The sequence below is a fragment of the Streptomyces sp. NBC_00377 genome, assembly GCF_036075115.1.
In the GTDB taxonomy this organism is placed as follows: domain Bacteria; phylum Actinomycetota; class Actinomycetes; order Streptomycetales; family Streptomycetaceae; genus Streptomyces.
Genome location: NZ_CP107958.1, coordinates 7,803,118 through 7,826,348, shown reverse-complemented (window position 1 = coordinate 7,826,348; position 23,231 = coordinate 7,803,118). Strand labels below are relative to the sequence as shown.

Genomic DNA, 23,231 nt, shown 5'->3' with positions numbered 1-23,231 from the left:
ACCTACCACGTTGCCGTACGGCAGAGGCGCGGCGCGTACGCAAGGAGGATCGAGAACTGATGGCAGGCAACTCGGACCCGCTCACGCCGCGGGCCAAGATCGCCGTGACCGCGGGCAAGGCGGTCGCGGCGGCGTCGCGCGCCGCGGGGCGCGGCAGCGGTTCGGTGATCGGCGGCCGGGTGGCGCTGAAACTCGACCCCGACCTCCTCGCCCGGCTCGCCCAGAACCTGGACGTGGTCCTCGTCTCGGCGACCAACGGCAAGACCACCACCACCCGGCTGATCGCCGAGGCGCTGCGCGCCGCCGGTCCTGTCGTGTCCAACGCGCTGGGCGCCAACATGCCGGCCGGCATCACCTCGGCCCTCGCCGGCGGCTCCGAGGCCCGCTACGGCGTGATCGAGGTCGACGAGAAGTACCTCGCGGGTGTGGCCCGGGACACCGCCCCCAAGTGCATCGCGCTGCTCAACCTCTCCCGCGACCAGCTCGACCGCGCCGCCGAGACCCGCATGCTCGCGGAGAACTGGCGTGAGGGCCTCGCCGGTTCGAAGGCCGTCGTCGTCGCGAACGCCGACGACCCGCTCGTGGTGTGGGCCGCCTCCTCCTCCCCCAACGTGGTGTGGGTCGCCGCCGGCCAGATGTGGAAGGACGACGCCTGGTCGTGCCCGTCCTGCGGCGGCGTCATGCAGCGGCCCGGGGACGACTGGTTCTGCGGCGAGTGCGGTTTCCGCCGTCCGACGCCGAGCTGGGCGCTGTCCGGGGACCATGTCCTCGACCCGCACGGGTCCGCCTGGCCGATCCACCTCCAGCTGCCGGGCCGCGCCAACAAGGCCAACGCCGCCTCCTCGGCCGCGGTGGCCGCCGTCTTCGGGGTGCCGCCGCAGGTGGCGCTGGAGCGGATGTACCAGGTGCAGGCCGTCGCCGGACGCTACGACGTCGTCCAGTTCCTGGGCCGCGACCTGCGCCTGCTGCTCGCGAAGAACCCGGCCGGCTGGCTCGAGACGTTCAGCCTGATCGATCCGCCGCCCACCCCGGTGATCCTCTCGGTGAACGCGCGCGGCGCCGACGGCACCGACACCTCCTGGCTGTGGGACGTCGACTACACGCGGCTGACCGGCCACCCGATCTTCGTCGTCGGTGACCGCAAGCTGGACCTCGCGGTGCGTCTGGAGGTCGCCAACCAGCACTTCCAGGTGTGCGAGAACCTCGACCAGGCCGTGCAGCAGGCGCCGCCGGGCCGGATCGAGGTCATCGCGAACTACACCGCGTTCCAGGACCTTCGCCGCCGCGTCGGCAACTGACCCCGAAGGACGTTTCCATGAGCGACAACCAACTGCGGCTGGTGTGGATCTACCCGGACCTGCTGAGCACCTACGGCGACCAGGGCAACGCCCTCGTCGTCGAGCGCCGGGCCCGGCAGCGCGGCCTCGACGTGGCGCGTCTCGACGTGCGCAGCGACCAGCCGATCCCGACCTCCGGCGACATCTACCTCATCGGCGGCGGCGAGGACCGGCCGCAGCGGCTCGCGGCGGAGCGGCTGCGGCGTGACGGGCACCTGTACCAGGCGGTGAACAACGGCGCGATCGTCTTCGCCGTCTGCGCCGGCTACCAGATCCTGGGCCACGAGTTCGTCAACGACCTCGGCCAGCGCGAGCCCGGTCTCGGGCTGCTGGACGTGACGACGACGCGTGGCGAGGGCGAGCGGTGCGTCGGCGACGTCCTCGGGGACATCGACCCGCGTCTCGGCCTGCCTCCGCTGACCGGTTTCGAGAACCACCAGGGCATCACCCACCTCGGCCCGACCGCCCGTCCGCTCGCCCGTGTCCAGCTGGGCAAGGGCAACGGCACGGGTGACGGCACCGAGGGCGCGTACAACGACACCGTGTTCGGCACGTACATGCACGGCCCGGTACTCGCCCGCAACCCGCTGATCGCGGACCTGCTGCTGAAACTGGCCCTCGACGTGAACGCGCTGCCCCCGATCGACGACCACTGGTACGAGGCACTCCGCAACGAGCGCATCGCTGCTGCGCAGCAGCCTGCGTAGGCACCACCGCGCAGCAGCCTGCGTAGGCACCGCTGCGGGCAGCGTGTGTAGGCACCACCTGCGCAGCAGCCCGCGTGGGCACCGCTGCGGGCAGCCCGTGTGAGGCGGTCCGCGCAGGGCTGCGGAGGGGCTGTCTCGTGGGCGGGCGGTGTGTCGTGTGTTCACCTGTTTGTCGGTGTGCCGTCAGCAGCCCGTCTGACGGTGCATCCGCACAGGTGAGCAGGCACGTCCAGCAGGCGGACGCGTGCTTCGGCCCGGCCCCCTCCTGCCGCTAGGGTGGCGGGATTCGAGCCGGACAGAGTGGTCCGGACCCGGCCCACGTGGAGAAGGTTGTTTCGGGCTATGCGCATTGGTGTCCTCACGTCCGGCGGCGACTGCCCCGGCCTGAACGCCGTCATCCGGTCCGTCGTGCACCGTGCCGTCGCCGACCACGGCGACGAGGTCATCGGCTTCCGGGACGGCTGGAAGGGCCTCCTGGAGTGTGACTACCTCAAGCTCGACCTCGACGCGGTGGGCGGCATCCTCGCCCGCGGCGGCACGATCCTCGGCTCCTCCCGCGTCCAGCCCTCGCATCTGCGGGACGGCGTGGAGCGGGCCCGGGGCCACGTCGAGGAACTCGGTCTCGACGCGATCATCCCCATCGGCGGTGAGGGCACGCTCAAGGCCGCGCGGCTGATGTCGGACAGCGGTCTGCCGATCGTGGGCGTGCCGAAGACCATCGACAACGACATCGCCGGCACGGACGTCACCTTCGGCTTCGACACGGCGGTCGGTGTCGCCACCGAGGCGCTGGACCGGCTGAAGACCACCGCCGAGTCCCACCAGCGGGTGCTTGTCGTCGAGGTCATGGGACGCCACACCGGCTGGATAGCGCTTCAGTCCGGCATGGCGGCCGGCGCCCACGCCATCGTCGTGCCGGAGCGGCCCTTCGACATCGAGGAGCTGGCCCGCCGGGTCGGCGAGCGGTTCGAGGCGGGCAAGCGGTTCGCGATCGTCGTCGCGGCGGAGGGCGCCAAGCCGAAGGCCGGCAGCATGGCCTTCGACGAGGGCGCGAAGGACATCTACGGGCACGAGCGGTTCGCCGGGATCGCCCGGCAGCTCTCCATCGAGCTGGAGTCCCGGCTCGGCAAGGAGGCCCGGCCGGTCATCCTGGGCCATGTGCAGCGGGGCGGCACGCCGACCGCGTACGACCGGGTCCTCGCGACGCGGTTCGGCTGGCACGCGGTGGAGGCCGTGCACCGGCAGGAGTTCGGGAAGATGACGTCCCTGCGCGGGACGGACATCGTGATGGTGCCGCTGGCCGACGCCGTCGCGACGCTCAAGACGGTTCCCGAGGACCGGTACGCGGAAGCGGAGTGCGTGCTCTAGCCGTCCGGGGGTTGTGCGCCGTCACCTGACCGGCCGCCTACCCCTCACCGCTTCGGCGGCCCGTGCCCACCGGGCACGGGCCGCTTCGGGCTTCCCCGCCCGCCCCTCCTCGAATTGACACCCGGCTCCTGGGGCTTCGTACTGGGCGCGAGGGACCGCACGTGAGGGACTCCCGTTTCTGGAGAGTCCCCTTGGAGCCCTCCCCCTCCCCCCATCTCTCCCCCAGGGAGCCCCCATGACGGCGCAGACACAGGTCACCACCCCGACGGTGCTGGTGTACGAGGACGACCCCGGATTCCCTCCCCAGGTCAACATGCCCGTACCGCATCCCGTACCGCGGCTCGACACGCAGCCCTTCCCCACGGCCATCGCGGGGAACACGCCCCAGCCGGACAGTGCCGGCCCCGGTACCGAAGCCTTCCGTTACTGGGTGGCGGCCGACTCGCTGAGCAGGGCCGCCCAGACGTGGGGACCCCTCGTCCCGACCGGGACCCAGTGGCATCCGCAGGTCGGACGGGCCCTGACCGCGCACCTCGACGCGGGGGACGACCTCAACGCCTTCTACGACCGTAGGGGCCTGTGGTTCTTCCGGCACACGGTGGCGGGCGTCAACGTCGCCACGTGCGAGAGCAACGAGGTCGTCGAGCACGAAACGGGGCACGCGATCCTCGACGCCCTGCGCCCTCAGCTGTTCAGCGCGGCGAGCGCGGAGGCGGCCGCCCTGCACGAGGCGTTCGGCGACATCAGCGCCCTGCTGAGCTCGCTGCAGCTGGAGTCGCTGCGGATCGTCGTGCTGGCCGAGACCCGGGGCGACCTGGAACTGTCCTCGCGGGTGTCGAAGATGGCCGAGCAGCTCGGCTGGGCGATCCGCCAGCGGCACCCCAACTCGGTCGACCCCGACTGCCTGCGCAACATGGCGAACAGCTTCTTCTACCGCGACCCCGTGCAGCTGCCGCCGAACGGCCCCGCGAACACCCTCTCCAGCGAGCCGCACTCGTTCTCCCGGGTGTTCAGCGGCGCGTTCCTGAAGGCGGTCGCCGGGATCTTCCGGCAGCAGGACCTCCAGGACCAGGCCGGTCTGGCCATGTCGGCCGAGATCGCCGGGCAGCTCCTGGTGGACGCCGTCGTGGCCGCGCCCGTGGTGTCCGCCTACTACGCGCAGGTCGCGGGGCACATGATCGCCGCGGACCGTCGGCGCAACGGCGGCAGGTACGGTCCGTCGCTGCGCTCGGCCTTCATCCGGCACGGCATCCTCTCCCTGGAGGCCGCGACGTCCCTCACCGAGCCGGAGATGGCGCGCAGGGGCGCGGCGATCGCCGACATGGCGCCCGGCGGTGCCGACGACATGGGTCTGATGCCCGTGACGGTCCAGGGCGAGACCTACGGCATCACCGGGCCGCTCACCCTCTCCGCACCCGCGCAGGAGCGCCGCTTCGGCATCGCGGGCTCCGACCCGGCCGGCGGCTCGGTACGGCCCGCCGACCCCGAGCGGGTGGCCACGTCGTTCCTCGAGGACCTCTTCCGTCGCGGCCGGGTCGAGGTGCCCGAGGAGCACCGCTCCGCCACCGCGTTCGTCGACGACAGCCCCTCCCGGCTCAGGACGCACGAGATCACGCGGAGCGCGACCGACGACGGCCTCACGCTGGTCCGGCGGTGCTTCGACTGACGAGCCGGCACCCGGTACGCCGGCGCGTCAGCTCCGGAAGCGCAGACGACGGACGAGGAGCCGTCCGTCGTCCGCGCGCTCGATCACATGGGTCGTCCGCGGGGTCGGCTCCTCACCCTCGAAGACGGCCTCGCCGCGCGCCAGCAGGTCACTGACGAACTTCTCGGTCGCCCGGCGCTCGGCGTCGTCGGGCTCCACGTCGTCGCGCTCGTCACCCTGCCCGCCGCCACCGGCGTGCTGCGGACCCTCGTCGTCGCGCGCAGTCATGCGAGGCTCCTCATCGCGTGGGCGGGTCGTCCCGGACGGGGGAGACCACCAGATCCTCCGCCGGCCCCCGCACGTCCACCGTGAAGCCGGCGTCCTCCAGCGCTTCGACGCCCCGCGTGGTCACCAGGGCGAGCACGAGCCGTTCGGAGACGACCTCGACGGGAACCGCCTCGGCCTGGTCCATGACCGCGGTCAGCGAGCGCTGCTCCTGGCCGTCCCGCAACTCGATCCGCGCCCGCAGCACGGGACGGTGCTCCGCGGCGGCGAGGGCGAACACGGGGTGGGCCGCGGTCCGCATCCCCGCCTCCCGCGCGAAGCCGCGCTCCTGGGCGTCCTCTCCCACGAAGACACAGTCGTCGGCCCGCTCTCCCCCGGTGGCGGCGACCGCACGGTCGAAGATCTCCCGGCTGTCCTTCACTCCCCAGTGCACGAGGGCCGGGTCCGTGAAGCGGCCGGGGAACGCCTCCGCCAGCGCCCGGGCCACGGCGGCCTCGGCCGTTCCCGGGTTGGAGATGACACCCTTGCGTACCGCGCTCAGGCCGTCGAGCACGGCGAGGACACGCGGCCGGGGCCGCAGTGCCAGCGACCCGTCGGGGCGGGGGCGGGGATCCGCCAGGGTCGCCCCGATGTCGAAGAAGATGACAGACATGGCACATGCCTCCCCGCCCTGCCGGGTTCCGAGTCGGGACCGCCCGGGTGAACGGGGAAGCGGGCCGGGTCCGCGCGGGGACGTGCTCACCGGCCCCCGGTGACGGAGATCGCCGGGGGCTTCCCTACTCTTGTGGGCGGCAGGAAACGTACAACCCCCCACGAATCAGGAGCCGGCGCAATGGATCACGGCGGGCACGGCATGACCATGGATCTGCCGCCGTTCACGCTGGGGCGGGGGCTTCAGTGGTCGGCGGACCCCTTCTTCCTCGTCGCCTGTCTGGTGGGGCTCGGGCTGTACGGGTGGGGGGTCCTGCGGCTGCGCAGGCGCGGGGACGCGTGGTCCGTCGGGCGCACCGTCTCGTTCGTCGTCGGCGTGCTGACCATCATGCTCGTCATGTGCACCGGGCTGAACGACTACGGCATGGTCATGTTCAGCGTGCACATGGTGCAGCACATGGTGATCAGCATGCTGTCGCCGATCCTGCTCCTCCTCGGGGCGCCCATGACGCTGGCGCTGCGCGCGCTGCCGGCCGCCGGACGGGGCCGCAAGGGGCCGCGTGAGCTGCTGCTGATGCTGCTGCACAGCCGGTACATGCGGATCATCACCCATCCCGCGTTCACGATCCCGCTGTTCATCGCGAGCCTGTACGCGCTGTACTTCACGCCGATCTTCGACTTCCTGATGGGTTCCAGGGCGGGGCACCTGGCGATGATGGTGCACTTCCTCGCCGTCGGCGTGGTGTTCTTCTGGCCGATCATCGGCGTGGACCCGGGGCCGAACCGGCCGGGGTATCTGATGCGGATGCTGGAGCTGTTCGCGGGCATGCCGTTCCACGCGTTCTTCGGCATCGCGCTGATGATGGCGTCGCAGCCGATGGTCGGGACGTTCGAGAACCCGCCCGCCTCGCTCGGCATCGACGCGCTCGCCGACCAGAACGCGGCCGGCGGCATCGCCTGGGCGTTCAGCGAGATCCCCTCGGTGCTGGTGCTGATCGCGCTGCTGTTCCAGTGGTACGGCTCCGAGCAGCGCCAGGCCAGGCGCAAGGACCGGGCCGCCGACCGCGACGGCGACCAGGAGCTGGAGGCGTACAACGCCTATCTTGCGTCGCTCGAGGCACACGGGCGCTGAACCCGGGGCACCATGGAGGGGACGCGCCCTGCGGAGGGCGGCCCTGAGGAGGGTGTCGCGATGGCAGGTACGACGGACGGTTCCACGAAGACCATGGGGGTGCTCACCGTCGGCGGACTCGTCATGGTGACCGCCTATACGGTGGCGCTCGGCAGCAACGGCTGGCTGTGGTTCGGCTGGGTCGTGCTGGGGCTGATCACGCTCACCATGATCGTGACGCGGACAAGCTGAGGCCTGTCCGCCGGGTGGGCCCTGCCGCCGGTCAGGCCCACCCGGTCTGCGCCGGTGGGGCCTACCCGCCGGTCGGTCCTACCCGCCGGTGGGACGGGCCGCCGAGTGCACGCCCGGCTGGTACTTCGGCAGCCGGGCGGTGATCTTCATGCCCGCCCCCGGAGCCGTCTCGATGACCAGGCCGTAGTCGTCGCCGTACACCTGGCGGAGGCGGTCGTCCACGTTGGACAGCCCGATGCCCCCGGACGGGCTGGCCTCGCCGGACAGGATGCGGCGCAGCACCACGGGGTCCATGCCGGCGCCGTCGTCCTCGATCACGACCAGCGCCTCGGCGCCGGCGTCCTGCGCGGTGATCTGGATGTGGCACTTGTCGGCCTTGCCCTCCAGGCCGTGTTTGACGGCGTTCTCCACGAGCGGCTGAAGGCAGAGGAAGGGCAGGGCCACCGGAAGGACCTCGGGGGCGATCTGGAGGGTGACGGCGAGGCGGTCGCCGAAGCGGGCCCGGACCAGCGCCAGGTAGTGGTCGATGGCGTGGAGTTCGTCGGCGAGGGTGGTGAAGTCGCCGTGTCGGCGGAACGAGTAGCGGGTGAAGTCGGCGAACTCCAGGAGCAGCTCGCGGGCGCGTTCGGGGTCGGTGCGGACGAACGAGGCGATCACCGCGAGCGAGTTGAAGACGAAGTGCGGGGAGATCTGGGCGCGCAGGGCCTTGATCTCCGCCTCGATCAGTTTGGTGCGGGACTGGTCGAGGTCGGCCAGCTCCAGCTGGACGCTCACCCAGCGGGCTACCTCGCCCGCCGCCCGGACCAGGACGGCGGACTCGCGGGGCGCGCACGCCACGAGGGCGCCGTGCACCCGGTCGTCGACGGTGAGCGGGGCGAGCACGGCCCAGCGGACGGGGCAGTCGGTGTGTTCGCAGGTGAGCCGGAATGCCTCCCCGCGGCCGCTCTCCAGAGGGCCGGCGAGCCGCTGGGTGATCTCGGTGCGGTGGTGGGCCCCCACCCCGTCCCAGACCAGCACCCCCTTCTCGTCGGTCAGGCACAGGGCGTCCGTGCCGAGCAGCGTGCGCAGTCTGCGGGCGGATCTGCGGGCCGTCTCCTCGGTGAGGCCGGCCCGCAGCGGGGGCGCGGCGAGCGAGGCGGTGTGCAGGGTCTCGAAGGTGGCGTGCTCGACGGGGGTGCCCAGGCCGCCGAGGTTCTCCGGGCGGGCCGTGCGGCGGCCCAGCCAGAACCCCGCGGCGAGGAAGGGGAGGATCGCGATGCAGACGCCCGCGAGGAAGCCGCTCACGCCTTCGCCTCCGCCGCCCGCAGTTCCTCGGTGCTCAGCTCCTCCGGCAGGTGGAACCGGGCCAGGATCGCCGCGGTGCCGGCCGGGACCCGGCCCGGGGTGGCCAGGGACACCAGGACCATCGTGAGGAAGCCGAGCGGTACGGACCACAGCGCGGGCCAGGCGAGCAGCGCGTGCAGGCCGCCCGTGCCGGGGAAGCCCGCCATGGTCGCGGCGACGGCGGCGAACGCGGAGCCGCCGCCCACCAGCATCCCGGCGGCCGCGCCGGGCGGGGTCAGCCGGCGCCACCAGATGCCGAGGACCAGGAGCGGGCAGAAGGAGGACGCCGACACCGCGAAGGCCAGCCCGACCGCGTCGGCCACCGGCAGCCCGCCCACCAGCAGGCTCGCGGCGAGCGGTACGGCCATGGCGAGTCCGGTGCCCAGCCGGAAGTGCCGTACGCCGCGGGCCGGCAGGACGTCCTGGGTGAGGACGCCGGCGACGGCCATCGTCAGCCCGGAGGCCGTGGACAGGAACGCGGCGAAGGCTCCCCCGGCGACCAGCGCGCCCAGCAGGTCGCCGCCCGGGCCGCCGATCACCCGGTCGGGCAGCAGCAGGACGGCCGCGTCGGCGTCGCCGCCGAGGGCCAGCTCGGGGGCGTAGAGGCGGCCCAGGGCGCCGTAGACGGGCGGCAGCAGGTAGAAGGCGCCGATCAGGGCAAGGACGGCGACCGTGGTGCGGCGGGCGGCGACTCCGTTCGGGCTGGTGTAGAAGCGGACGACGACGTGCGGGAGGCCCATGGTGCCGAGGAAGGTCGCGAGGATCAGGCCGTAGGTGGCGTACAGCGGACGTTCCTCACGGCCGGCGGCGAGGGAGGTGGACATGGCGCCGTTGCCGCCGCGCACGGCGACGGGGACGGTGGCGCCCTCGGCGAAGGTGAGGCGGGTGCCCCGGTCTATGTGGTGGGTGCCTGCGGGGAGGCTGAGCACGGCGTCCTGGTGCGGGCGGCCGTCGATCGTGCCGGTCACCGTCACGGTCAGAGGGCGCTCCAGTCGCAGGTCGAGGGTGTCGTCGACGCGGACGGCCCGCTGGTCGCGGAAGGTGGCCGGTTCCGCGAAGGCATCGCGGGGCGCTCCGTCGCCCTGCCAGGCGAGAACGAGGAAGAGGGCGGGGACGAGGAGCGCGGTCAGCTTGAGCCAGTACTGGAAGGCCTGCACGAAGGTGATGCTGCGCATGCCGCCCGCGGCGACGGTCGCGGTGACGACGACCGCGACGATCAGGCCGCCGAGCGAGTCCGGTGCGCCGGTCAGGACCGTCAACGTCAGTCCCGCGCCCTGGAGCTGGGGCAGCAGGTAGAGCCAGCCCACGCCGACGACGAAGGCGCCCGCGAGCCGCCGGGCCGGCTGGGAGGCGAGGCGGGCCTCGGCGAAGTCGGGGAGCGTGTAGGCGCCGGAGCGGCGCAGCGGGGCGGCGACGAAGAGGAGCAGCACCAGGTAGCCGGCGGTGTAGCCGACCGGGTACCAGAGCATGTCGGGCCCCTGGACCAGGACCAGGCCGGCGATGCCGAGGAAGGAGGCGGCGGAGAGGTACTCGCCGCTGATGGCGGCCGCGTTGAGGCGGGGGCCGACGGTCCGGGAGGCGACGTAGAAGTCCGACGTGGTGCGGGAGATGCGCAGGCCGAAGGCGCCGACGAGGACGGTCGCGACGACGACGAGGGCGACCGCGGGGACGGCGAAGGCCGAGTTCACCGGTCCTCGACCAGGCGTATGAGGTCCCGTTCGTTGCGTTCGGCGCGGCGCACGTACCAGCGGGCCAGCAGGACGAGCGGGGCGTAGAGGCAGAAGCCGAGGACCGCCCATTCGAGGCGGTGCGCGTCGGGCATCGCCGCGAAGAGCAGGGGCAGCGGGCCCACGAGAAGGGCGAGTACGGCGAACACCGCGAGGGCGGCCCGCAGTTGGGAGCGCATCAGGGAACGGACGTAGGTGTGGCCGAGGGTGGTCTGCTCGTCGATCTCGGTACGCGGGCGGTGATAGCCCGGGTCCCGCCGGGTGCGGCGGGAACGGCGGGCGGGACCGGTGACGACGACCCGGCGTTCCGCGGGGTCCTGGTGGGGCACGGTCAGGGCCTCCTCATCAGCAGGTCGCGCAGTTCTCGGGCATGGCGGCGGCTTACCTGGAGTTCCTCGCCGCCGACCAGGACACTCACCGTGCCGGCGTCCAGGCGGAGTTCGCCTATGTGGCGCAGGGCGACGAGGTGGCGGCGGTGGATGCGGACGAAGCCGCGGGAGCGCCAGCGGTCCTCCAGGGTGGACAGCGGGATCCGTACCAGGTGGCTGCCGCGGTCGGTGTGCAGCCGGGCGTAGTCGCCCTGGGCCTCGACATGGGTGATGTCGCCGACGGTGACGAAGCGGGTCACTCCGCCCAGCTCGACGGGTATGTGGTCCGGGTCGGGCTCGTGCACGGGGATCCGCGGCGCGGCTCCGCGCCGGTCGGCGGCCCTGAGTTCGACGGCTCGACGGACCGCCTCGGCGAGCCGTTCCTTGCGGACGGGTTTGAGGACGTAGTCGACGGCCTTGAGGTCGAAGGCCTGGACGGCGAAGTCCTCGTGGGCGGTGACGAACACGACCAGCGGCGGCCGTGCGAAGCCGGTGAGGAGGCGGGCCAGGTCGAGACCGTCGAGGCCGGGCATCTGGATGTCCAGGAAGACCACGTCGATGGCCGCGGGGCCGTCCGGGCCGGACTCCAGGGCCCGGTTGAGGCGGCGCAGCGCCTCGGTCGCGTCGCCGGCGCCCTCCACGGTGCCGATCCGGGGGTCGGCGGTGAGCAGGTACAGCAACTCCTCCAGCGAGGGGCGTTCGTCGTCGACGGCGAGGGCGCGCAGCATGAGGGTGGAGTGTAGGGGCGATCCGCACGTCTGGACATGTACGGGGGTGTGGACGTATGTGCTGGATACAGTGCGCGGATGAACAGCGTGCCTGCCTCTTTCGACGAGCTCGACCGGAAGATCATCACAGCTCTGATGGCGAACGCCAGGACGAGCTTCGCCGAGATCGGCACGGCCGTCGGTCTGTCCTCCACGGCGGTGAAGCGCCGGGTGGACCGGCTGCGGGACACCGGGGTGATCACGGGGTTCACGGCCACCGTGCGGCCGGCGGCGCTGGGCTGGCGGACCGAGGCGTACGTGGAGGTGTACTGCGAGGGCGCCGCGCCGCCCAGACGCCTCGCCGAGGTGGCGCGCAACCATCCGGAGATCACCGCGGCGATGACCGTGACGGGCGGGGCGGACGCGCTGCTGCATGTGCGGGCGCGGGACGTGGAGCACTTCGAGAACGTGCTGGAGCGCATCCGGTCGGAGCCGTTCATCCGCAAGACGATCAGCGTGATGGTGCTCTCCCACCTGCTGCCGGACAGCCCGGAGGCGGGTGCGAGCCAACCCGCTCCCGAATAAACCTGCCCTTGCGCAGGTAACCTGCGTCGAATCGGCACATCACGCAGCATTCCTGCGTGAACACGCAATGCTTGTTCCTTGTCGGGCGTCCCGGTCAGTTCCTACCTTGGTGTCAACCCATCCGTCGGCTCCGTAGGAACATGGAAAGGTGGAGGTACCTCTCTGTGACCGATAGCCGTGTGCGGCGCCCCCGGCGCTTCCTCGTCTGCGAACCCAGACACTTCGCCGTGCAGTACGCGATCAACCCCTGGATGCGTCCCGACACCCCCGTCGACGTCGACCTCGCCCAGGAACAGTGGCAGTCACTGATCCGCGCCTACCGTGCCCACGGCCACACCGTGGACACCGTGGAGCCGGCCCCCGGTCTCCCCGACATGGTGTTCGCCGCGAACTCGGCGGTCGTGGTGGCGGGCCGTGTCTTCGGCTCCCTCTTCCACGCGCCCGAGCGGCGACCCGAGTCCGACCACTACGACACCTGGTTCACGGCGGCGGGCTACGAGGTCCACCGGCCGCAGTCCGTCTGCGAGGGCGAGGGCGACCTGGTGTGGACGGGCCGGTACGTCCTGGCCGGCACGGGGTTCCGCACCACCCGTGAGGCGCACCGTGAGGTGCAGGAGTTCTTCGGTCACCCGGTGATCAGCCTGACGCTGGTGGACCCGCACTTCTACCACCTGGACACGGCGCTGTTCGTCCTGGACGACGACAACATCTCGTACTACCCGCAGGCGTTCTCCGCCGGCAGCCGCGCGGTGCTCGCCCGGCTGTATCCGGACGCGGTGCTCGCCACCCGTGACGACGCCATGGCGTTCGGCCTGAACTCCGTATCCGACGGCCGTCACGTCTTCATCGCACCCCGGGCCGAGGCCCTCGCCTCCCGTCTCACCGAGCGCGGCTATGTCCCCGTCCCCGTCGACCTCTCCGAGTTCCAGAAGGCCGGCGGAGGCATCAAGTGCTGCACGCAGGAGATCCGTTCATGACCGCACCCGTCGTCCGTACGCGCACCTCCGCCGAGCTGATCCGTGCCGAGGAGCCCGTCCTCGCGCACAACTACCATCCCCTGCCCGTGGTCGTCGCGAGCGCCGAGGGCGCCTGGGTGCAGGACGTCGAGGGCCGTCGCTACCTCGACATGCTGGCCGGCTACTCGGCCCTCAACTTCGGCCACCGTCACCCCCTGCTGATCGAGGCGGCCCACCGTCAGCTGGACCGTCTCACCCTCACCTCCCGCGCCTTCCACAACGACCGCCTCGCCGAGTTCGCCGAACGGCTCGCGGCGCTGACCGGCCTGGACATGGTGCTGCCGATGAACACGGGCGCCGAGGCGGTCGAGAGCGGCATCAAGGTGGCCCGCAAGTGGGCGTACGAGGTGAAGGGCGTGCCCGCCGACCGGGCGACGATCGTGGTCGCCGCAGACAACTTCCACGGCCGGACGACGACGATCGTGAGCTTCTCGACCGACGAGACAGCGCGGGCGGGCTTCGGGCCCTTCACGCCGGGCTTCCGGATCGTGCCGTACAACGACCTGGCCGCGCTGGAGGAGGCCGTCGACGAGACGACGGCGGCGGTGCTGATCGAGCCGATCCAGGGCGAGGCGGGCGTCGTCATCCCCGACGACGGCTATCTGGCCGGGGTGCGGGAGCTGACCCGGCGCAGGAACTGTCTGTTCGTCGCGGACGAGATCCAGTCCGGGCTCGGCCGGACCGGGCGGACGCTCGCGGTGGAACACGAGGGGGTCGTTCCCGACGTGCTGCTGCTCGGCAAGGCGCTGGGCGGCGGGATCGTGCCGGTGTCTGCGGTGGTGGCCCGGCGTGAGGTGCTGTCGGTGCTGCGGCCGGGCGAACACGGGTCCACCTTCGGCGGCAATCCGCTGGCCGCCGCGGTCGGCACCGCGGTGGTGGAGCTGCTGGAGACGGGCGAGTTCCAGCGCCGGGCGGCCGACCTGGGCGTCGCCCTGCGGGACGGGCTGACCGGGCTGGTCGGCAAGGGCGTCGTCGGCTTCCGGGCGCGCGGGCTGTGGGCGGGCGTGGACGTCGACCCCGCCCTGGGCACGGGCCGCGAGGTGAGCGAGTGGCTGATGCGGGAGGGCGTCCTGGTCAAGGACACCCACGGCTCGACCGTCCGGCTGGCGCCGCCCCTGACCATCACCGCTGAGGAACTGTCCTCCGCGCTGGCCACCTTGGGGAGGGTGCTGGCGCAGCGGGGGTAGGGAGTGCCGGCGCGGCAGGGGTAGGGAGTGCCGGCGGAGCGCGGGGCCGGTGGGCCCCGCGCTCCCCTCACCTCCCCTGCGGCGCGGCGTCAGGCTCCCGGGTGGCTCAGCCGCTGTCCTCCAGGCAGGGTGAAGATTGAGTCGGGAGGTGGTAGACCACTCTCAGCGACAGAGAGGTCGGCCGTGGGCACATACGACGAGGACGACGATGCCCGCCGGCGGTTCGACGTGGCGGACACCGCGCCCCTGCTGCTCGACACCCGGGGCGTGGTGACCAGCTGGACCAGGGACGCCGAGCGTCTGCTGGGATACGCGGCCACCGAAGCGGTGGGCATGGACCTGGCCGGGCTGCTCGCCCACGGGGACGCCGGGCGGGTCCCCGACGTCCTCGAACGGTGCGGTCGGTCCGGTGGCTGGGCCGGGCTGCTGTCGGCCCGCCGCCGGGACGGGCGGCCGGTGCCCGTCATGGCGCGGATCACCTCGGCCCACGAGCCCGGCGGCCGCGCCCGCTGGCTGGTCCTGCTGAACGAGATGGCCGACGCACACGGCTGGAACATGAGCCGCTCGGTGCTGGAGAAGATGATCGGCGGCTCTCCCATCGGCATAGCGATGGTCAACACCGACCTGCGTTTCGTGTGGTCGAACGCCGCTCTGGCCCGGTTCGGCGGCGGGGCGCCGGAACGCCGGCTGGGGCTGCGGCTGGCGGACGTCCAGCCGGGTCTGGACGCCCAGGCGATCGAGGCGCAGATGCGCCGGGTGCTGGAGACCGGGGAGCCCGTCATCGGTTACGAGCTGGTGGGGCGGGTGCGGGCCGCTCCGCACCGCGAGACTGCGCACATGCTTTCGTTCACCCGGCTGGACGACGACCAGGGCAGCGCGATGGGCGTCTACTACACGGTCGTGGACATGACCGAGCGGCACCGTGCCCGGCAGCGGCTCGCCCTGCTGGACCGGGCCGGGCGGCAGATCGGCCGCAGCCTCGACATCGCGCGTACCGCTCAGGAACTGGCGGACGTGGCGGTGCCCGGGTTCGCCGACTTCGTCACCGTGGACCTGCTGGAGCCGGTGCTGCGGGGCGCGGAGCCCGCACCGGCGCAGGCGGCGGACGGGCCGGACGACTTCGTCACCCTGCGCAGGGCGGGGCGGCGGACGGCCGGCCGCACCGGCGGCGCCGGGGACTCGAGCGCTGCGCCGGAGGTCGTGTACCGGGCCGGCTCGCCGGCGGTGCGCTGTCTGCGCGGCGGGCGGCCCTGGCGGGTGGAGCGGCTGGATCCGCTCGACGCCGCGGCCGCGCTGGAGCCGTTCGCCGGGGAGTGGGTCGCCGGTCTGCCCGCCGGGTCCGAGCCGCCCAGCGCCATGATCGTGCCGGTCCGGGCGCGCGGTGCCACCCTCGGCGTCACCACCTTCCTGCGCCGCCACCGGCACGAGCCGTTCGACGACGACGACCTGACGCTCGCCGAGGACCTCGTCTCCCGCGCGGCCGTCTGCCTGGACAACGCCCGGCGCTACACGCGCGAGCGGGACGCCGCCCTGGTGCTCCAGCGCAACCTGCTCCCCCGCCGGCTGCCCGAGCAGGACGCGGTCGAGGTGGCCGCCTGCTACCGGCCGGCCGACGAGCTGACCGGCCTCGGCGGCGACTGGTACGACCTGATCCCGCTGTCGGGGGCGCGGGTCGCCCTGGTCGTCGGCGAGGTGCCGGGCCACGGTATCGACGCCGCCGCGGCCATGGGGCGCGTACGGACCGCCGTGCGCACCCTGGCCGCCCTGGACCTGCCGCCCGAGGAGATCCTGGCGCACCTCGACGACCTGGTCACCCGCATGGACGACGAGGAGGGCACGGCGCAGGGCGAGGCGGAGTCGGGACCCCGGACGGACGGCACCCGCACCGTGGGTTCCGCGTGCATGTACGTGGTCTACGACCCCGTCGACGGGCGGTGCTCGATGTCCGCCGCCGGGCATCCCGCCCCGGCCGTCGTCCTGCCCGACGGGACCGTCACGTTCGTCGCGCTGCCCCCGGGGGCGCCGCTCGGCGCGGGCGGGCCGCCCTTCGAATCGACCGAGGTGATCCTGCCGGAGGGCAGCACGCTCGCGCTGCACACGGACGGTCTGCTGGCCCGGGGCGAACGGTGGGCGCTGGACACCGACCGGGAACGGCTGCGGCAGGCGCTGGAGCAGCAGGCGGACACGCTCGATGTGCGGTGCCGGGCCGTGATCGACGCCCTCGTCCCGGCCCGTCCCTACGACGACGTCGCCCTGCTGATGGCCCGGACCCGCCGCCTGCCCGCCGACCGGGTCGCCGACTGGGAGCTGCCCGCCGACCCGGCGGCGGTGGCCGAGGCCCGCAAGACCGCGAGCCGCCGGCTGGCGGAGTGGGGTCTCGCGGAACTGTCGTTCACCACCGAGCTGGTGGTCAGCGAGCTGGTCACCAACGCCATCCGGTACGCCACCGGACCGATCCGGCTGCGGCTGATCCGTGAGCGCGCCCTGCTCTGCGAGGTCTTCGACGGCGGAGCGACGGCGCCGCACCTGCGTCATCCGCGCGCCACCGACGAGGGCGGCCGCGGGCTGCTGCTGGTCTCGCAGGTCACGCAGCGCTGGGGCACCCGCTTCCTGCCCGAGGGAAAGATCATCTGGGCCGAACAGCCGTTCGCGGACTCCGGCGCGTGAACGGTTCCGCGGGACCACCGACCACCCCACCATTCGTCACATGACATGAGAAAATGACGCAAGACGGGCGGATGGGGCGCGGCCATGAACGATACGGCGATCGACTACACGGCGGTGTTCCAGGCCCTGCCGGGCATGGTGGCACTGCTGACGCCCCAGCTGGTGTACGCGGACGCCAACGAGGAGTTCCTGCGGGTGACCGGCCGCAGCCGCGAACAGATGGTCGGCCGGCACGTCTTCGAGGTCTTCCCGGACAACCCCAACGACCCGGCCGCGAACGGCATGCGCAATCTGGAGGCCTCGCTGAACCGGGTGCTGGCCACCGGCGAACGGGACGCCATGGCGCTACAGCGCTACGACGTCGAATCGGCCGAGCGGCCCGGCGAGTGGGACGAGCGCTACTGGAGCCCGGTCAACGCGCCGGTGTACGGCCCCGACGGCTCGGTGGTGCTGCTGGTGCACCGGGTCGAGGAGGTCACGGAACTGATCCGGGCCCGGGGAGGGCGCGCAACGGCCGGGAACGGCGCGCGGGTGGGCAGCAGGAGCCGGGTCCTGGAGGCCGAGCTGTACACCCGCGCCCGCGAGCTCCAGGAACTGAACGAGCGGCTGCGCCTGGCCCACGCCCGTGAGCGCGAGGTGGCCCTCGCCCTCCAGAAGGCGATGCTGCCCGCCGGCCGGCAGGTCGGCCATCACCGGGCCGCCGTGCGCTACCGTCCGGCGGTCGGCGCGCTCAACGTGTGCGGGGACTGGTACGACCTGGTGGATCTGGTGGGCGGCAACCGCATCGGGGTGTCGGTCGGCGACGTGGTCGGGCACGGTCTGGAGGCCGCCGGGGTGATGGGCCAGCTGCGCAGCGCGCTCAGCGCGGCCTCCCGGGTCGCCGAGGGCCCGGCCGAGGCCCTGAACGTGCTCGGGAGGTACGCGCATGTCGTGGACGGCGCCGAGTCGGCCACCGCGGTCACCACGTTCATCGACTTCGACCACCGCACCATCGCCTACAGCAGCGCCGGCCACCCTCCGCCCGTGCTCGTCCACGCCGACGGCCGGGTGGAATTCCTCGACCGGGCCACCGATCCCCCGCTCGACGCCTACCCCACCCCGATGCGGCGGCCCGAGGCACGGACCACCTACGACGGCGGCGCCACCCTCGTCCTGTACACCGACGGGCTGGTGGAACGGCGGGGCGAGGACATCGACACCGGCCTGGACCGGCTCGCCGACGCCCTCGCCCGGCACCGGGACGCCGACCCCGAAACCCTCGCGGACGCCGTCCTGTTGCAACTCCTGCCCCCCGGCGGCGCGACCGACGACACAGCCCTGGTCGTCGTGCGGCTGTGAGATCCCGGGCGGATGAACGGCGCCCGATCGGCCCGGTACCGGCCGCGGCCGCCTGCCCCTACACTGACACCCCACACCATGCCGGTTGACCTGCTGGAACACGGCGGCACGCCGATCCGCCGGACACGAGGAGCGACTCCTTTGTTCTACTACCTCCTGAAGTACGTGGTGTTGGGACCGGTGCTCAGACTGCTGTTCCGGCCCCGAATAGAGGGTCTGGAGCACATACCGGATACGGGGGCGGCGATCGTCGCCGGGAACCATCTGTCGTTCTCCGACCACTTCCTGATGCCCGCGGTGCTGAAACGGCGTATCACGTTCCTCGCGAAGGCCGAGTACTTCACGGGTCCCGGCGTCAAGGGCCGGCTGACCGCGGCCTTCTTCCGCAGCGCGGGCCAGATCCCGGTCGACCGTTCCGGCAAGGAGGCCGGCCAGGCCGCGATCCGCGAGGGTCTGGGCGTGCTCGCCAAGGACGAACTGCTCGGCATCTACCCGGAGGGCACCCGCTCGCACGACGGGCGCCTGTACAAGGGCAAGGTCGGGGTGGCGGTGATGGCGCTCCGGGCCCAGGTCCCCGTCATCCCCTGCGCGATGATCGGCACCTTCGAGGCGCAGCCGCCCGGCAAGGTGATCCCCACCCTGCACCCCGTGGTGATCCGTTTCGGCGAGCCCCTGGACTTCTCCCGCTACCTCGGCATGGAGAACGAGAAGGCGGTGCTGCGCGCGATCACCGACGAGATCATGTACGCGATCCTGACGCTGTCCGAGCAGGAGTATGTGGACCAGTACGCGGCGGCCGCCAAGGCCGAGGAGGCCGCGGCGAAGGCGGCCGGGACGGAGAAGCAGCGCAAGTTCCCGCGTCTGCCGTCGCGTTGACGTACCGACGCGCGACGCCGTCGGCAGACGCCTGAGGGGCGGCCGGATCGATCCGGCCGCCCCTCTCGCTGTCCGCTGCGGTCACCGCCGCGGCGCGGGCGGTGTTACGGCTTGGGCGTGGCGTGCGGCGCGCAGGTCACGTCCGCGGTGTCCAGCCTGCCGTCGAGGAGATAGGCGTCCACCCGGGAGTTGATGCAGGTGTTCACCAGGCCGGTCACTCCGTGGGAGCCGGCGTCCTTCTCCGTGATCAGACGGGAACCGTCGAAACGCCTGTGCAGTTCGACGGCGCCCTCGTACGGGGTGGCCGCGTCGTTCGTGGACTGCACGATGAGCACCTGCGGCAGGCCCTTGTGGGTCTTGACGTTCACCGGCGTCTGCTGCTTGACCGGCCAGTAGGCGCACGGCAGGTTCATCCATGCGTTGGCCCACGTCATGAACGGGTAGTCCTTGTTGAGCCGCGTGTTGTCGCGGTTCCACTTGCGCCAGCTGGTGGGCCACTTGGCGTCGGTGCACTCGACGGCGGTGTAGACGGCGTTGCCGTTCTCCGAGGAGATGTTGCCGGCCGTGTCGGTCAGGTCCGGGGCGGCCGCGTCGACGAGCGCCTGGGTGTCACCCGCGACGTACTTGCTGAAGACCGTGGCCACCGGGACCCACGAGGAGTCGTAGTACGGGGCGCTCTGGAAGAAGGAGATCAGCTCGGCCGGGCCGACGAGACCGCCGAGCGGGCTCTTCTTCGCGGTGGCCCGCAGCGCGAGCCACTTGGCCTGGACGGCGGCGCGGGTGGTGCCCAGGTGGAAGGCGGCGTCGTTCTTGGCGACCCAGTCCTCCCAGTCCTTCCAGCGGCCCTCGAAGGCGATGTCCTGGTCGAGGTTGGCCTCGTACCAGATCTTCTCGCGGGACGGGTTGACCACGCTGTCCACGATCATGCGGCGCACGTGACCCGGGAACATCGTGCCGTAGACGGCCCCGATGTAGGTGCCGTAGGAGACGCCCAGGTAGTTGAGCTTCTTCTCGCCGAGGGCGGCGCGGATGACGTCCAGGTCGCGGACGGTGTTCGGGGTGGTCATCTGCGCGAGTACGGCCTTGCCGCTGCGCTCGGCGCACCCGTCCGCGTACTCGCGGGCGAGCTTGATCTGGCCGAGCTTGTCGGCCTCGCTGTCCGGGACCGGGTCGGCCTTCGGCGCCTTGACGAACTCCTGCGGGTCGATGCAGGAGATGGGCGCGGAGTGGCCGACACCGCGCGGGTCGAAGCCCACGAAGTCGTAGGCCTTCGCCACGTTGGCCCACACGGGTGCCTTGGTGGTGACACGGCGCGGGAAGCGCAGCCCGGAGCCGCCGGGACCGCCGGGGTTGTAGACGAGTGCGCCCTGGCGCTCCCCGGCCGTGCCCGTGTTGCCGATGCGGTCGACGGCGAGCTTGATCTGCTTGCCGTCGGGCTTGGCGTAGTCGAGCGGCACGCTGACCCAGCCGCACTTGATCGGCTTCTCCAGACCCCAGTCGGCGGGGCAGTCCTGCCAGTCGATGCCCGCCTGCGCGGCGCGCTCCGCTGCGACCGCGGCGCCTCGTGCCTCCCGGTCCTCGCCCGAACGGCCGCTGGTCGCGCTCGCCGTGGGCGCCGCGACGGCGCCGGCGAGCATCGTCGCGGCGACGAGTACACCGGCCGAGCCGAGCGCTGTGGTGCGCTTGTTGGGTCGTATGTCCTTCAAGTGGGAACTCCCCCTACCTGGTTATGGCGGCACAGGGATCCTTGCGGCTGTGAGGCACCTGAGAAAAGGTGTCGTTGACCTTCTTTGCCAATCCGATAACCGGAAAGGGATGTACCGCTCACCGGATGCCGAGATCGGCGAGCGCCTCGTCCAGCACCCGCCGCAGCCGCAACGCGTCGGGCGCGACGGCGGTGACCAGCGCGGCGGGCCCGGCCAGCGGCATCACACAGGCGTCTTCCGCGACGCGCCGCGCCACGGCCGGTTCGCCCTCGAACTCCGGTCGCACCAGCACGACTTGGCCGACCGCACGATGTCCCGCGAGGACGGCGGGCCCGTCCCAGCCGCCGGGTGCGCCGGGTCCGCAGGACAGTTCCTGATCGAGGACGACTCCCCCGGCGATCCGCACGGTGAGCCGGCTGGTCAGCCTTCCGGGCTCCTCCCCCGCCCGCCCGAGCACCTGCTCCTCGCGCAGCACGAGCCGGGCGCCCGCCTGGAGGTCGGCCCGGGTGGTGACGGACAGGTCGCTTCCCCTGGCCGAGATCAACTGCTCGGGCAGCCAGTGCAGTTCGCCGCCGTCGGCGACGGTGAGGCGTACGTCGTAGTGCGCCTCGTCCTTCGCCTGCCCGGGCAGGGCGATCGTGGCGGCGGCCGAACCGACGCGCAGCCGGGCGCCGGCGCCGATGTCCGCCTCGACCCTGAAGCGGTCACCGCCGAGGGGCCCGCTCATCGCGCCGACGAGCATGACGCGCGCCTCGCCGCCGGTGCCCCGGGTACGCCGCAGGGCGAGCGGTCCGTCGCTCTCGAGGACGGGCAGGGAGGTCCCTCCGCGTCCGTCGTCGCGCGCCCCGATCCGCGCGGTGGCGTGCACACCGCTCATGTCACGCCGTCCAGGCGGCGAACCGCGCCCGCACCCACACGGCGACGTCGGTGACACCGCTCTCGCTGCGCAACGACTGGAAGACGACGGGCAGTTCGGCCCGCTGGGCCTTGGCGTCGGCGGCCATGCGGGCGAGGTCGGAGCCGACGTACGGCGCCAGGTCCGTCTTGTTGACGACGAGGAGGTCGGCGGTGGTGACGCCGGGCCCGCCCTTGCGGGGGATGTCGTCGCCGCCGGCGACGTCGATGACGAAGATCTGCGCGTCCACGAGCCCCTTGGAGAAGGTGGCGGTGAGGTTGTCCCCGCCGGACTCGACGAGGATCAGGTCCAGCGGCCCCGCCTCGTCCTCCAGGTCCTCCACGGCCTCGAGGTTGGCGGAGATGTCGTCGCGGATCGCGGTGTGCGGACAGGCTCCCGTCTCGACGGCCGTGATCCGCTCGGGCGGCAGGACGGCCTCCCGGAGCAGGAATTCGGCGTCCTCGCGGGTGTAGATGTCGTTGGTGACGACGGCGAGGGACAGTTCGTCGCGCAGGGCCCGGCACAGCGCGGCGACGGTGGCGGTCTTCCCGGACCCGACGGGCCCGCCGAGCCCGATCCGCAGGGCCCGGCGCGAACCGTCGGTCCGGCGGGCGTCGGCGCCGACGGCGGCCGGACCGTGGAGGGTGTGGTCGAGATGCATGACTGCGGCTCCTCAAGGACAGCCCGTCCGGCGTTCGGGGACGAGGCCCGTTTCAGGGCCGAACGGGGGGCTGGGGGCGAGGCTCCCAGGGTCGGGAACGGGAAGGGGCGGCGGGGGCGGGGAAACTCACGAGGCGAACAGCCGTACCGGCCAGGCGGCGTGCACCTCCGCCCCGATCTCCAGCAGCGGCGCCGAGGCCGCCGGCAGCACGTCGACGCCGCCGGCCGGCACCGCCGTCCCGCAGGACACCGCCCGGTCGACCACCCGGTCCAGCTCCGGCGCGAGCCGGGCCAGCACGGCGGCGGCCTCGAAGGGGTCGAGGCTCAGCAGGCGCACCACGGCGGTGGCGGGTCCGCTCACGCTCTCGTAGACCGAGCAGTACGCCGCGTCCGCCGCCTCCAGCCCGGCCGCCCGCGCGGTCAGTCCCAACACCACTGGCTGATGGGCCCCTTTGGGGAACTCCTGGGCCAGTGCGTCGAGTTCGGGGCTCGGCCAGGCCGCCCGGGCGGCGCGCATCAGCTGCCGGCCCAGTTTCCTGGCGGTCACCCGCAGTGCCGGGGACGGGGTGCGGGCGTCCGCCGCCGCGTCGAGTTCCGCCGGGTCCGCCCCGGCCGCGGCGGCGGCCGACAGCGCCGCCGCCACCAGCCCGGCCGTGTGCAGCCTCCCGCGGCAGAAGGCCTCCAGGCTCGTCGCGCCGGTGATCCGCCCCGCCTTGACGGCCTCCTCGGCACCGCCGGAGTGCGCATGCCCTCCGGCGGGGAAGCGGCCGTCGGCCAGGACCAGCAGTGCTGCCCTCGTCACATCGTCCTCGCGATCCGG

The 23,231-nt window shown here is 72.5% G+C and carries 22 protein-coding genes; 12 read left to right on the top strand and 10 right to left on the bottom strand.

Annotation, left to right across the window (positions count from 1 at the left end; genetic code table 11):
• Positions 1-59 precede the first annotated feature (59 nt).
• The 4 genes from OHS71_RS34860 to OHS71_RS34845 all read left to right on the top strand — a co-directional run bounded on the left by OHS71_RS34860 (position 60) and on the right by OHS71_RS34845 (position 5,078).
• Entirely contained in the window at positions 60-1,298 is a 1,239-nt protein-coding gene (locus OHS71_RS34860; RefSeq protein ID WP_328483291.1) for a MurT ligase domain-containing protein, read from the top strand.
• Between the two features lie 17 nt (positions 1,299-1,315).
• Positions 1,316-2,044 (top strand): type 1 glutamine amidotransferase, encoded by a 729-nt coding sequence (locus OHS71_RS34855; protein ID WP_328483290.1) that lies wholly within the window; start codon positions 1,316-1,318, stop codon positions 2,042-2,044.
• 342 nt (positions 2,045-2,386) lie between these two features.
• Positions 2,387-3,412 carry a 6-phosphofructokinase gene (locus OHS71_RS34850; protein ID WP_328483289.1) on the top strand — a complete coding sequence of 342 codons (1,026 nt, stop codon included), beginning with the start codon at positions 2,387-2,389 and terminating at the stop codon, positions 3,410-3,412.
• A 235-nt stretch (positions 3,413-3,647) separates the two neighbouring features.
• Complete coding sequence (locus tag OHS71_RS34845; protein WP_328483288.1) at positions 3,648-5,078, top strand: hypothetical protein; 1,431 nt, start codon at positions 3,648-3,650, stop codon at positions 5,076-5,078.
• A gap of 27 nt (positions 5,079-5,105) precedes the next feature.
• Here OHS71_RS34845 and OHS71_RS34840 read toward each other — a convergent pair whose 3' ends face one another.
• Both OHS71_RS34840 and OHS71_RS34835 read right to left on the bottom strand, forming a co-directional pair.
• Positions 5,106-5,345 carry a hypothetical protein gene (locus OHS71_RS34840; protein WP_328483287.1) on the bottom strand — a complete coding sequence of 80 codons (240 nt, stop codon included), beginning with the start codon at positions 5,343-5,345 and terminating at the stop codon, positions 5,106-5,108.
• A 10-nt stretch (positions 5,346-5,355) separates the two neighbouring features.
• Positions 5,356-5,994 (bottom strand): HAD family hydrolase, encoded by a 639-nt coding sequence (locus OHS71_RS34835; RefSeq protein WP_328483286.1) that lies wholly within the window; start codon positions 5,992-5,994, stop codon positions 5,356-5,358.
• 180 nt (positions 5,995-6,174) lie between these two features.
• Here OHS71_RS34835 and OHS71_RS34830 point away from each other — a divergent pair, with 180 nt between their 5' ends.
• Both OHS71_RS34830 and OHS71_RS34825 read left to right on the top strand, forming a co-directional pair.
• Entirely contained in the window at positions 6,175-7,125 is a 951-nt protein-coding gene (locus OHS71_RS34830; protein ID WP_328483285.1) for a cytochrome c oxidase assembly protein, read from the top strand.
• 60 nt (positions 7,126-7,185) lie between these two features.
• Positions 7,186-7,356 carry a hypothetical protein gene (locus OHS71_RS34825; protein ID WP_328483284.1) on the top strand — a complete coding sequence of 57 codons (171 nt, stop codon included), beginning with the start codon at positions 7,186-7,188 and terminating at the stop codon, positions 7,354-7,356.
• Positions 7,357-7,434: 78 nt separating this feature from the next.
• Here OHS71_RS34825 and OHS71_RS34820 read toward each other — a convergent pair whose 3' ends face one another.
• From OHS71_RS34820 to OHS71_RS34805, 4 genes are read right to left on the bottom strand one after another with little or no spacing between them, the layout of a single operon-like run.
• Positions 7,435-8,640 (bottom strand): sensor histidine kinase, encoded by a 1,206-nt coding sequence (locus OHS71_RS34820; protein ID WP_328483283.1) that lies wholly within the window; start codon positions 8,638-8,640, stop codon positions 7,435-7,437.
• On the bottom strand, positions 8,637-10,367 hold the full coding sequence (locus OHS71_RS34815; protein ID WP_328483282.1) for a sodium/solute symporter: 1,731 nt from the start codon (positions 10,365-10,367) through the stop codon (positions 8,637-8,639). The genes OHS71_RS34820 and OHS71_RS34815 overlap by 4 nt, the downstream gene beginning before the upstream one ends.
• Positions 10,364-10,741, bottom strand: a complete 378-nt coding sequence (locus OHS71_RS34810; protein WP_399345664.1) for a hypothetical protein — start codon at positions 10,739-10,741, stop codon at positions 10,364-10,366. The genes OHS71_RS34815 and OHS71_RS34810 overlap by 4 nt, the downstream gene beginning before the upstream one ends.
• Entirely contained in the window at positions 10,738-11,502 is a 765-nt protein-coding gene (locus OHS71_RS34805; protein ID WP_328483280.1) for a LytR/AlgR family response regulator transcription factor, read from the bottom strand. The genes OHS71_RS34810 and OHS71_RS34805 overlap by 4 nt, the downstream gene beginning before the upstream one ends.
• A 78-nt stretch (positions 11,503-11,580) precedes the next feature.
• On the opposite strand from OHS71_RS34805, the gene OHS71_RS34800 reads away from it, so the two are divergent.
• The 6 genes from OHS71_RS34800 to OHS71_RS34775 all read left to right on the top strand — a co-directional run bounded on the left by OHS71_RS34800 (position 11,581) and on the right by OHS71_RS34775 (position 19,150).
• Entirely contained in the window at positions 11,581-12,066 is a 486-nt protein-coding gene (locus OHS71_RS34800; protein ID WP_328483279.1) for an Lrp/AsnC family transcriptional regulator, read from the top strand.
• Between the two features lie 164 nt (positions 12,067-12,230).
• Entirely contained in the window at positions 12,231-13,043 is an 813-nt protein-coding gene (ddaH, locus tag OHS71_RS34795) for a dimethylargininase (protein ID WP_328483278.1), read from the top strand.
• Positions 13,040-14,269 (top strand): ornithine--oxo-acid transaminase, encoded by a 1,230-nt coding sequence (gene rocD, locus OHS71_RS34790; RefSeq protein WP_328483277.1) that lies wholly within the window; start codon positions 13,040-13,042, stop codon positions 14,267-14,269. Before ddaH ends, rocD begins: the two co-directional genes overlap by 4 nt.
• A 183-nt stretch (positions 14,270-14,452) precedes the next feature.
• On the top strand, positions 14,453-16,936 hold the full coding sequence (locus tag OHS71_RS34785; RefSeq protein WP_328483276.1) for a SpoIIE family protein phosphatase: 2,484 nt from the start codon (positions 14,453-14,455) through the stop codon (positions 16,934-16,936).
• 84 nt (positions 16,937-17,020) lie between these two features.
• Positions 17,021-18,274, top strand: a complete 1,254-nt coding sequence (locus OHS71_RS34780; protein ID WP_328483275.1) for a PP2C family protein-serine/threonine phosphatase — start codon at positions 17,021-17,023, stop codon at positions 18,272-18,274.
• Positions 18,275-18,415: 141 nt separating this feature from the next.
• Positions 18,416-19,150: a lysophospholipid acyltransferase family protein gene (locus OHS71_RS34775; RefSeq protein ID WP_328484746.1), complete on the top strand. Its 735-nt coding sequence runs from the start codon at positions 18,416-18,418 to the stop codon at positions 19,148-19,150.
• Positions 19,151-19,254: 104 nt separating this feature from the next.
• On the opposite strand, the gene OHS71_RS34770 is transcribed toward OHS71_RS34775, so the two are convergent.
• The 4 genes from OHS71_RS34770 to OHS71_RS34755 form a co-directional block, all read right to left on the bottom strand.
• Positions 19,255-20,787 carry an alpha/beta hydrolase gene (locus tag OHS71_RS34770; RefSeq protein ID WP_443047181.1) on the bottom strand — a complete coding sequence of 511 codons (1,533 nt, stop codon included), beginning with the start codon at positions 20,785-20,787 and terminating at the stop codon, positions 19,255-19,257.
• Positions 20,788-20,974: 187 nt separating this feature from the next.
• Positions 20,975-21,733 carry an urease accessory protein UreD gene (locus OHS71_RS34765; RefSeq protein WP_328483273.1) on the bottom strand — a complete coding sequence of 253 codons (759 nt, stop codon included), beginning with the start codon at positions 21,731-21,733 and terminating at the stop codon, positions 20,975-20,977.
• A 1-nt stretch (position 21,734) separates the two neighbouring features.
• On the bottom strand, positions 21,735-22,412 hold the full coding sequence (ureG, locus tag OHS71_RS34760; RefSeq protein ID WP_328483272.1) for an urease accessory protein UreG: 678 nt from the start codon (positions 22,410-22,412) through the stop codon (positions 21,735-21,737).
• Between the two features lie 126 nt (positions 22,413-22,538).
• The gene (locus OHS71_RS34755) at positions 22,539-23,213 is read right to left on the bottom strand and encodes an urease accessory protein UreF (protein WP_328483271.1); all 675 of its coding nucleotides are present in this window, start codon (positions 23,211-23,213) and stop codon (positions 22,539-22,541) included.
• Positions 23,214-23,231: the final 18 nt, after the last annotated feature.

What these genes read in the sequence shown, in the direction of transcription:
- rocD (WP_328483277.1), top strand. Translation starts at nt 13,040, where the DNA reads ATGACCGCACCCGTCGTCCGTACGCGCACCTCCGCCGAGCTGATCCGT.
- OHS71_RS34845 (WP_328483288.1), top strand. Translation starts at nt 3,648, where the DNA reads ATGACGGCGCAGACACAGGTCACCACCCCGACGGTGCTGGTGTACGAG.
- OHS71_RS34765 (WP_328483273.1), bottom strand. Translation starts at nt 21,733, where the DNA reads ATGAGCGGTGTGCACGCCACCGCGCGGATCGGGGCGCGCGACGACGGA.
- OHS71_RS34835 (WP_328483286.1), bottom strand. Translation starts at nt 5,994, where the DNA reads ATGTCTGTCATCTTCTTCGACATCGGGGCGACCCTGGCGGATCCCCGC.
- OHS71_RS34805 (WP_328483280.1), bottom strand. Translation starts at nt 11,502, where the DNA reads ATGCTGCGCGCCCTCGCCGTCGACGACGAACGCCCCTCGCTGGAGGAG.
- OHS71_RS34850 (WP_328483289.1), top strand. Translation starts at nt 2,387, where the DNA reads ATGCGCATTGGTGTCCTCACGTCCGGCGGCGACTGCCCCGGCCTGAAC.
- ureG (WP_328483272.1), bottom strand. Translation starts at nt 22,412, where the DNA reads ATGCATCTCGACCACACCCTCCACGGTCCGGCCGCCGTCGGCGCCGAC.
- OHS71_RS34855 (WP_328483290.1), top strand. Translation starts at nt 1,316, where the DNA reads ATGAGCGACAACCAACTGCGGCTGGTGTGGATCTACCCGGACCTGCTG.
- OHS71_RS34780 (WP_328483275.1), top strand. Translation starts at nt 17,021, where the DNA reads ATGAACGATACGGCGATCGACTACACGGCGGTGTTCCAGGCCCTGCCG.
- OHS71_RS34770 (WP_443047181.1), bottom strand. Translation starts at nt 20,787, where the DNA reads ATGCTCGCCGGCGCCGTCGCGGCGCCCACGGCGAGCGCGACCAGCGGC.
- OHS71_RS34800 (WP_328483279.1), top strand. Translation starts at nt 11,581, where the DNA reads ATGAACAGCGTGCCTGCCTCTTTCGACGAGCTCGACCGGAAGATCATC.
- OHS71_RS34840 (WP_328483287.1), bottom strand. Translation starts at nt 5,345, where the DNA reads ATGACTGCGCGCGACGACGAGGGTCCGCAGCACGCCGGTGGCGGCGGG.
- OHS71_RS34860 (WP_328483291.1), top strand. Translation starts at nt 60, where the DNA reads ATGGCAGGCAACTCGGACCCGCTCACGCCGCGGGCCAAGATCGCCGTG.
- OHS71_RS34830 (WP_328483285.1), top strand. Translation starts at nt 6,175, where the DNA reads ATGGATCACGGCGGGCACGGCATGACCATGGATCTGCCGCCGTTCACG.
- OHS71_RS34825 (WP_328483284.1), top strand. Translation starts at nt 7,186, where the DNA reads ATGGCAGGTACGACGGACGGTTCCACGAAGACCATGGGGGTGCTCACC.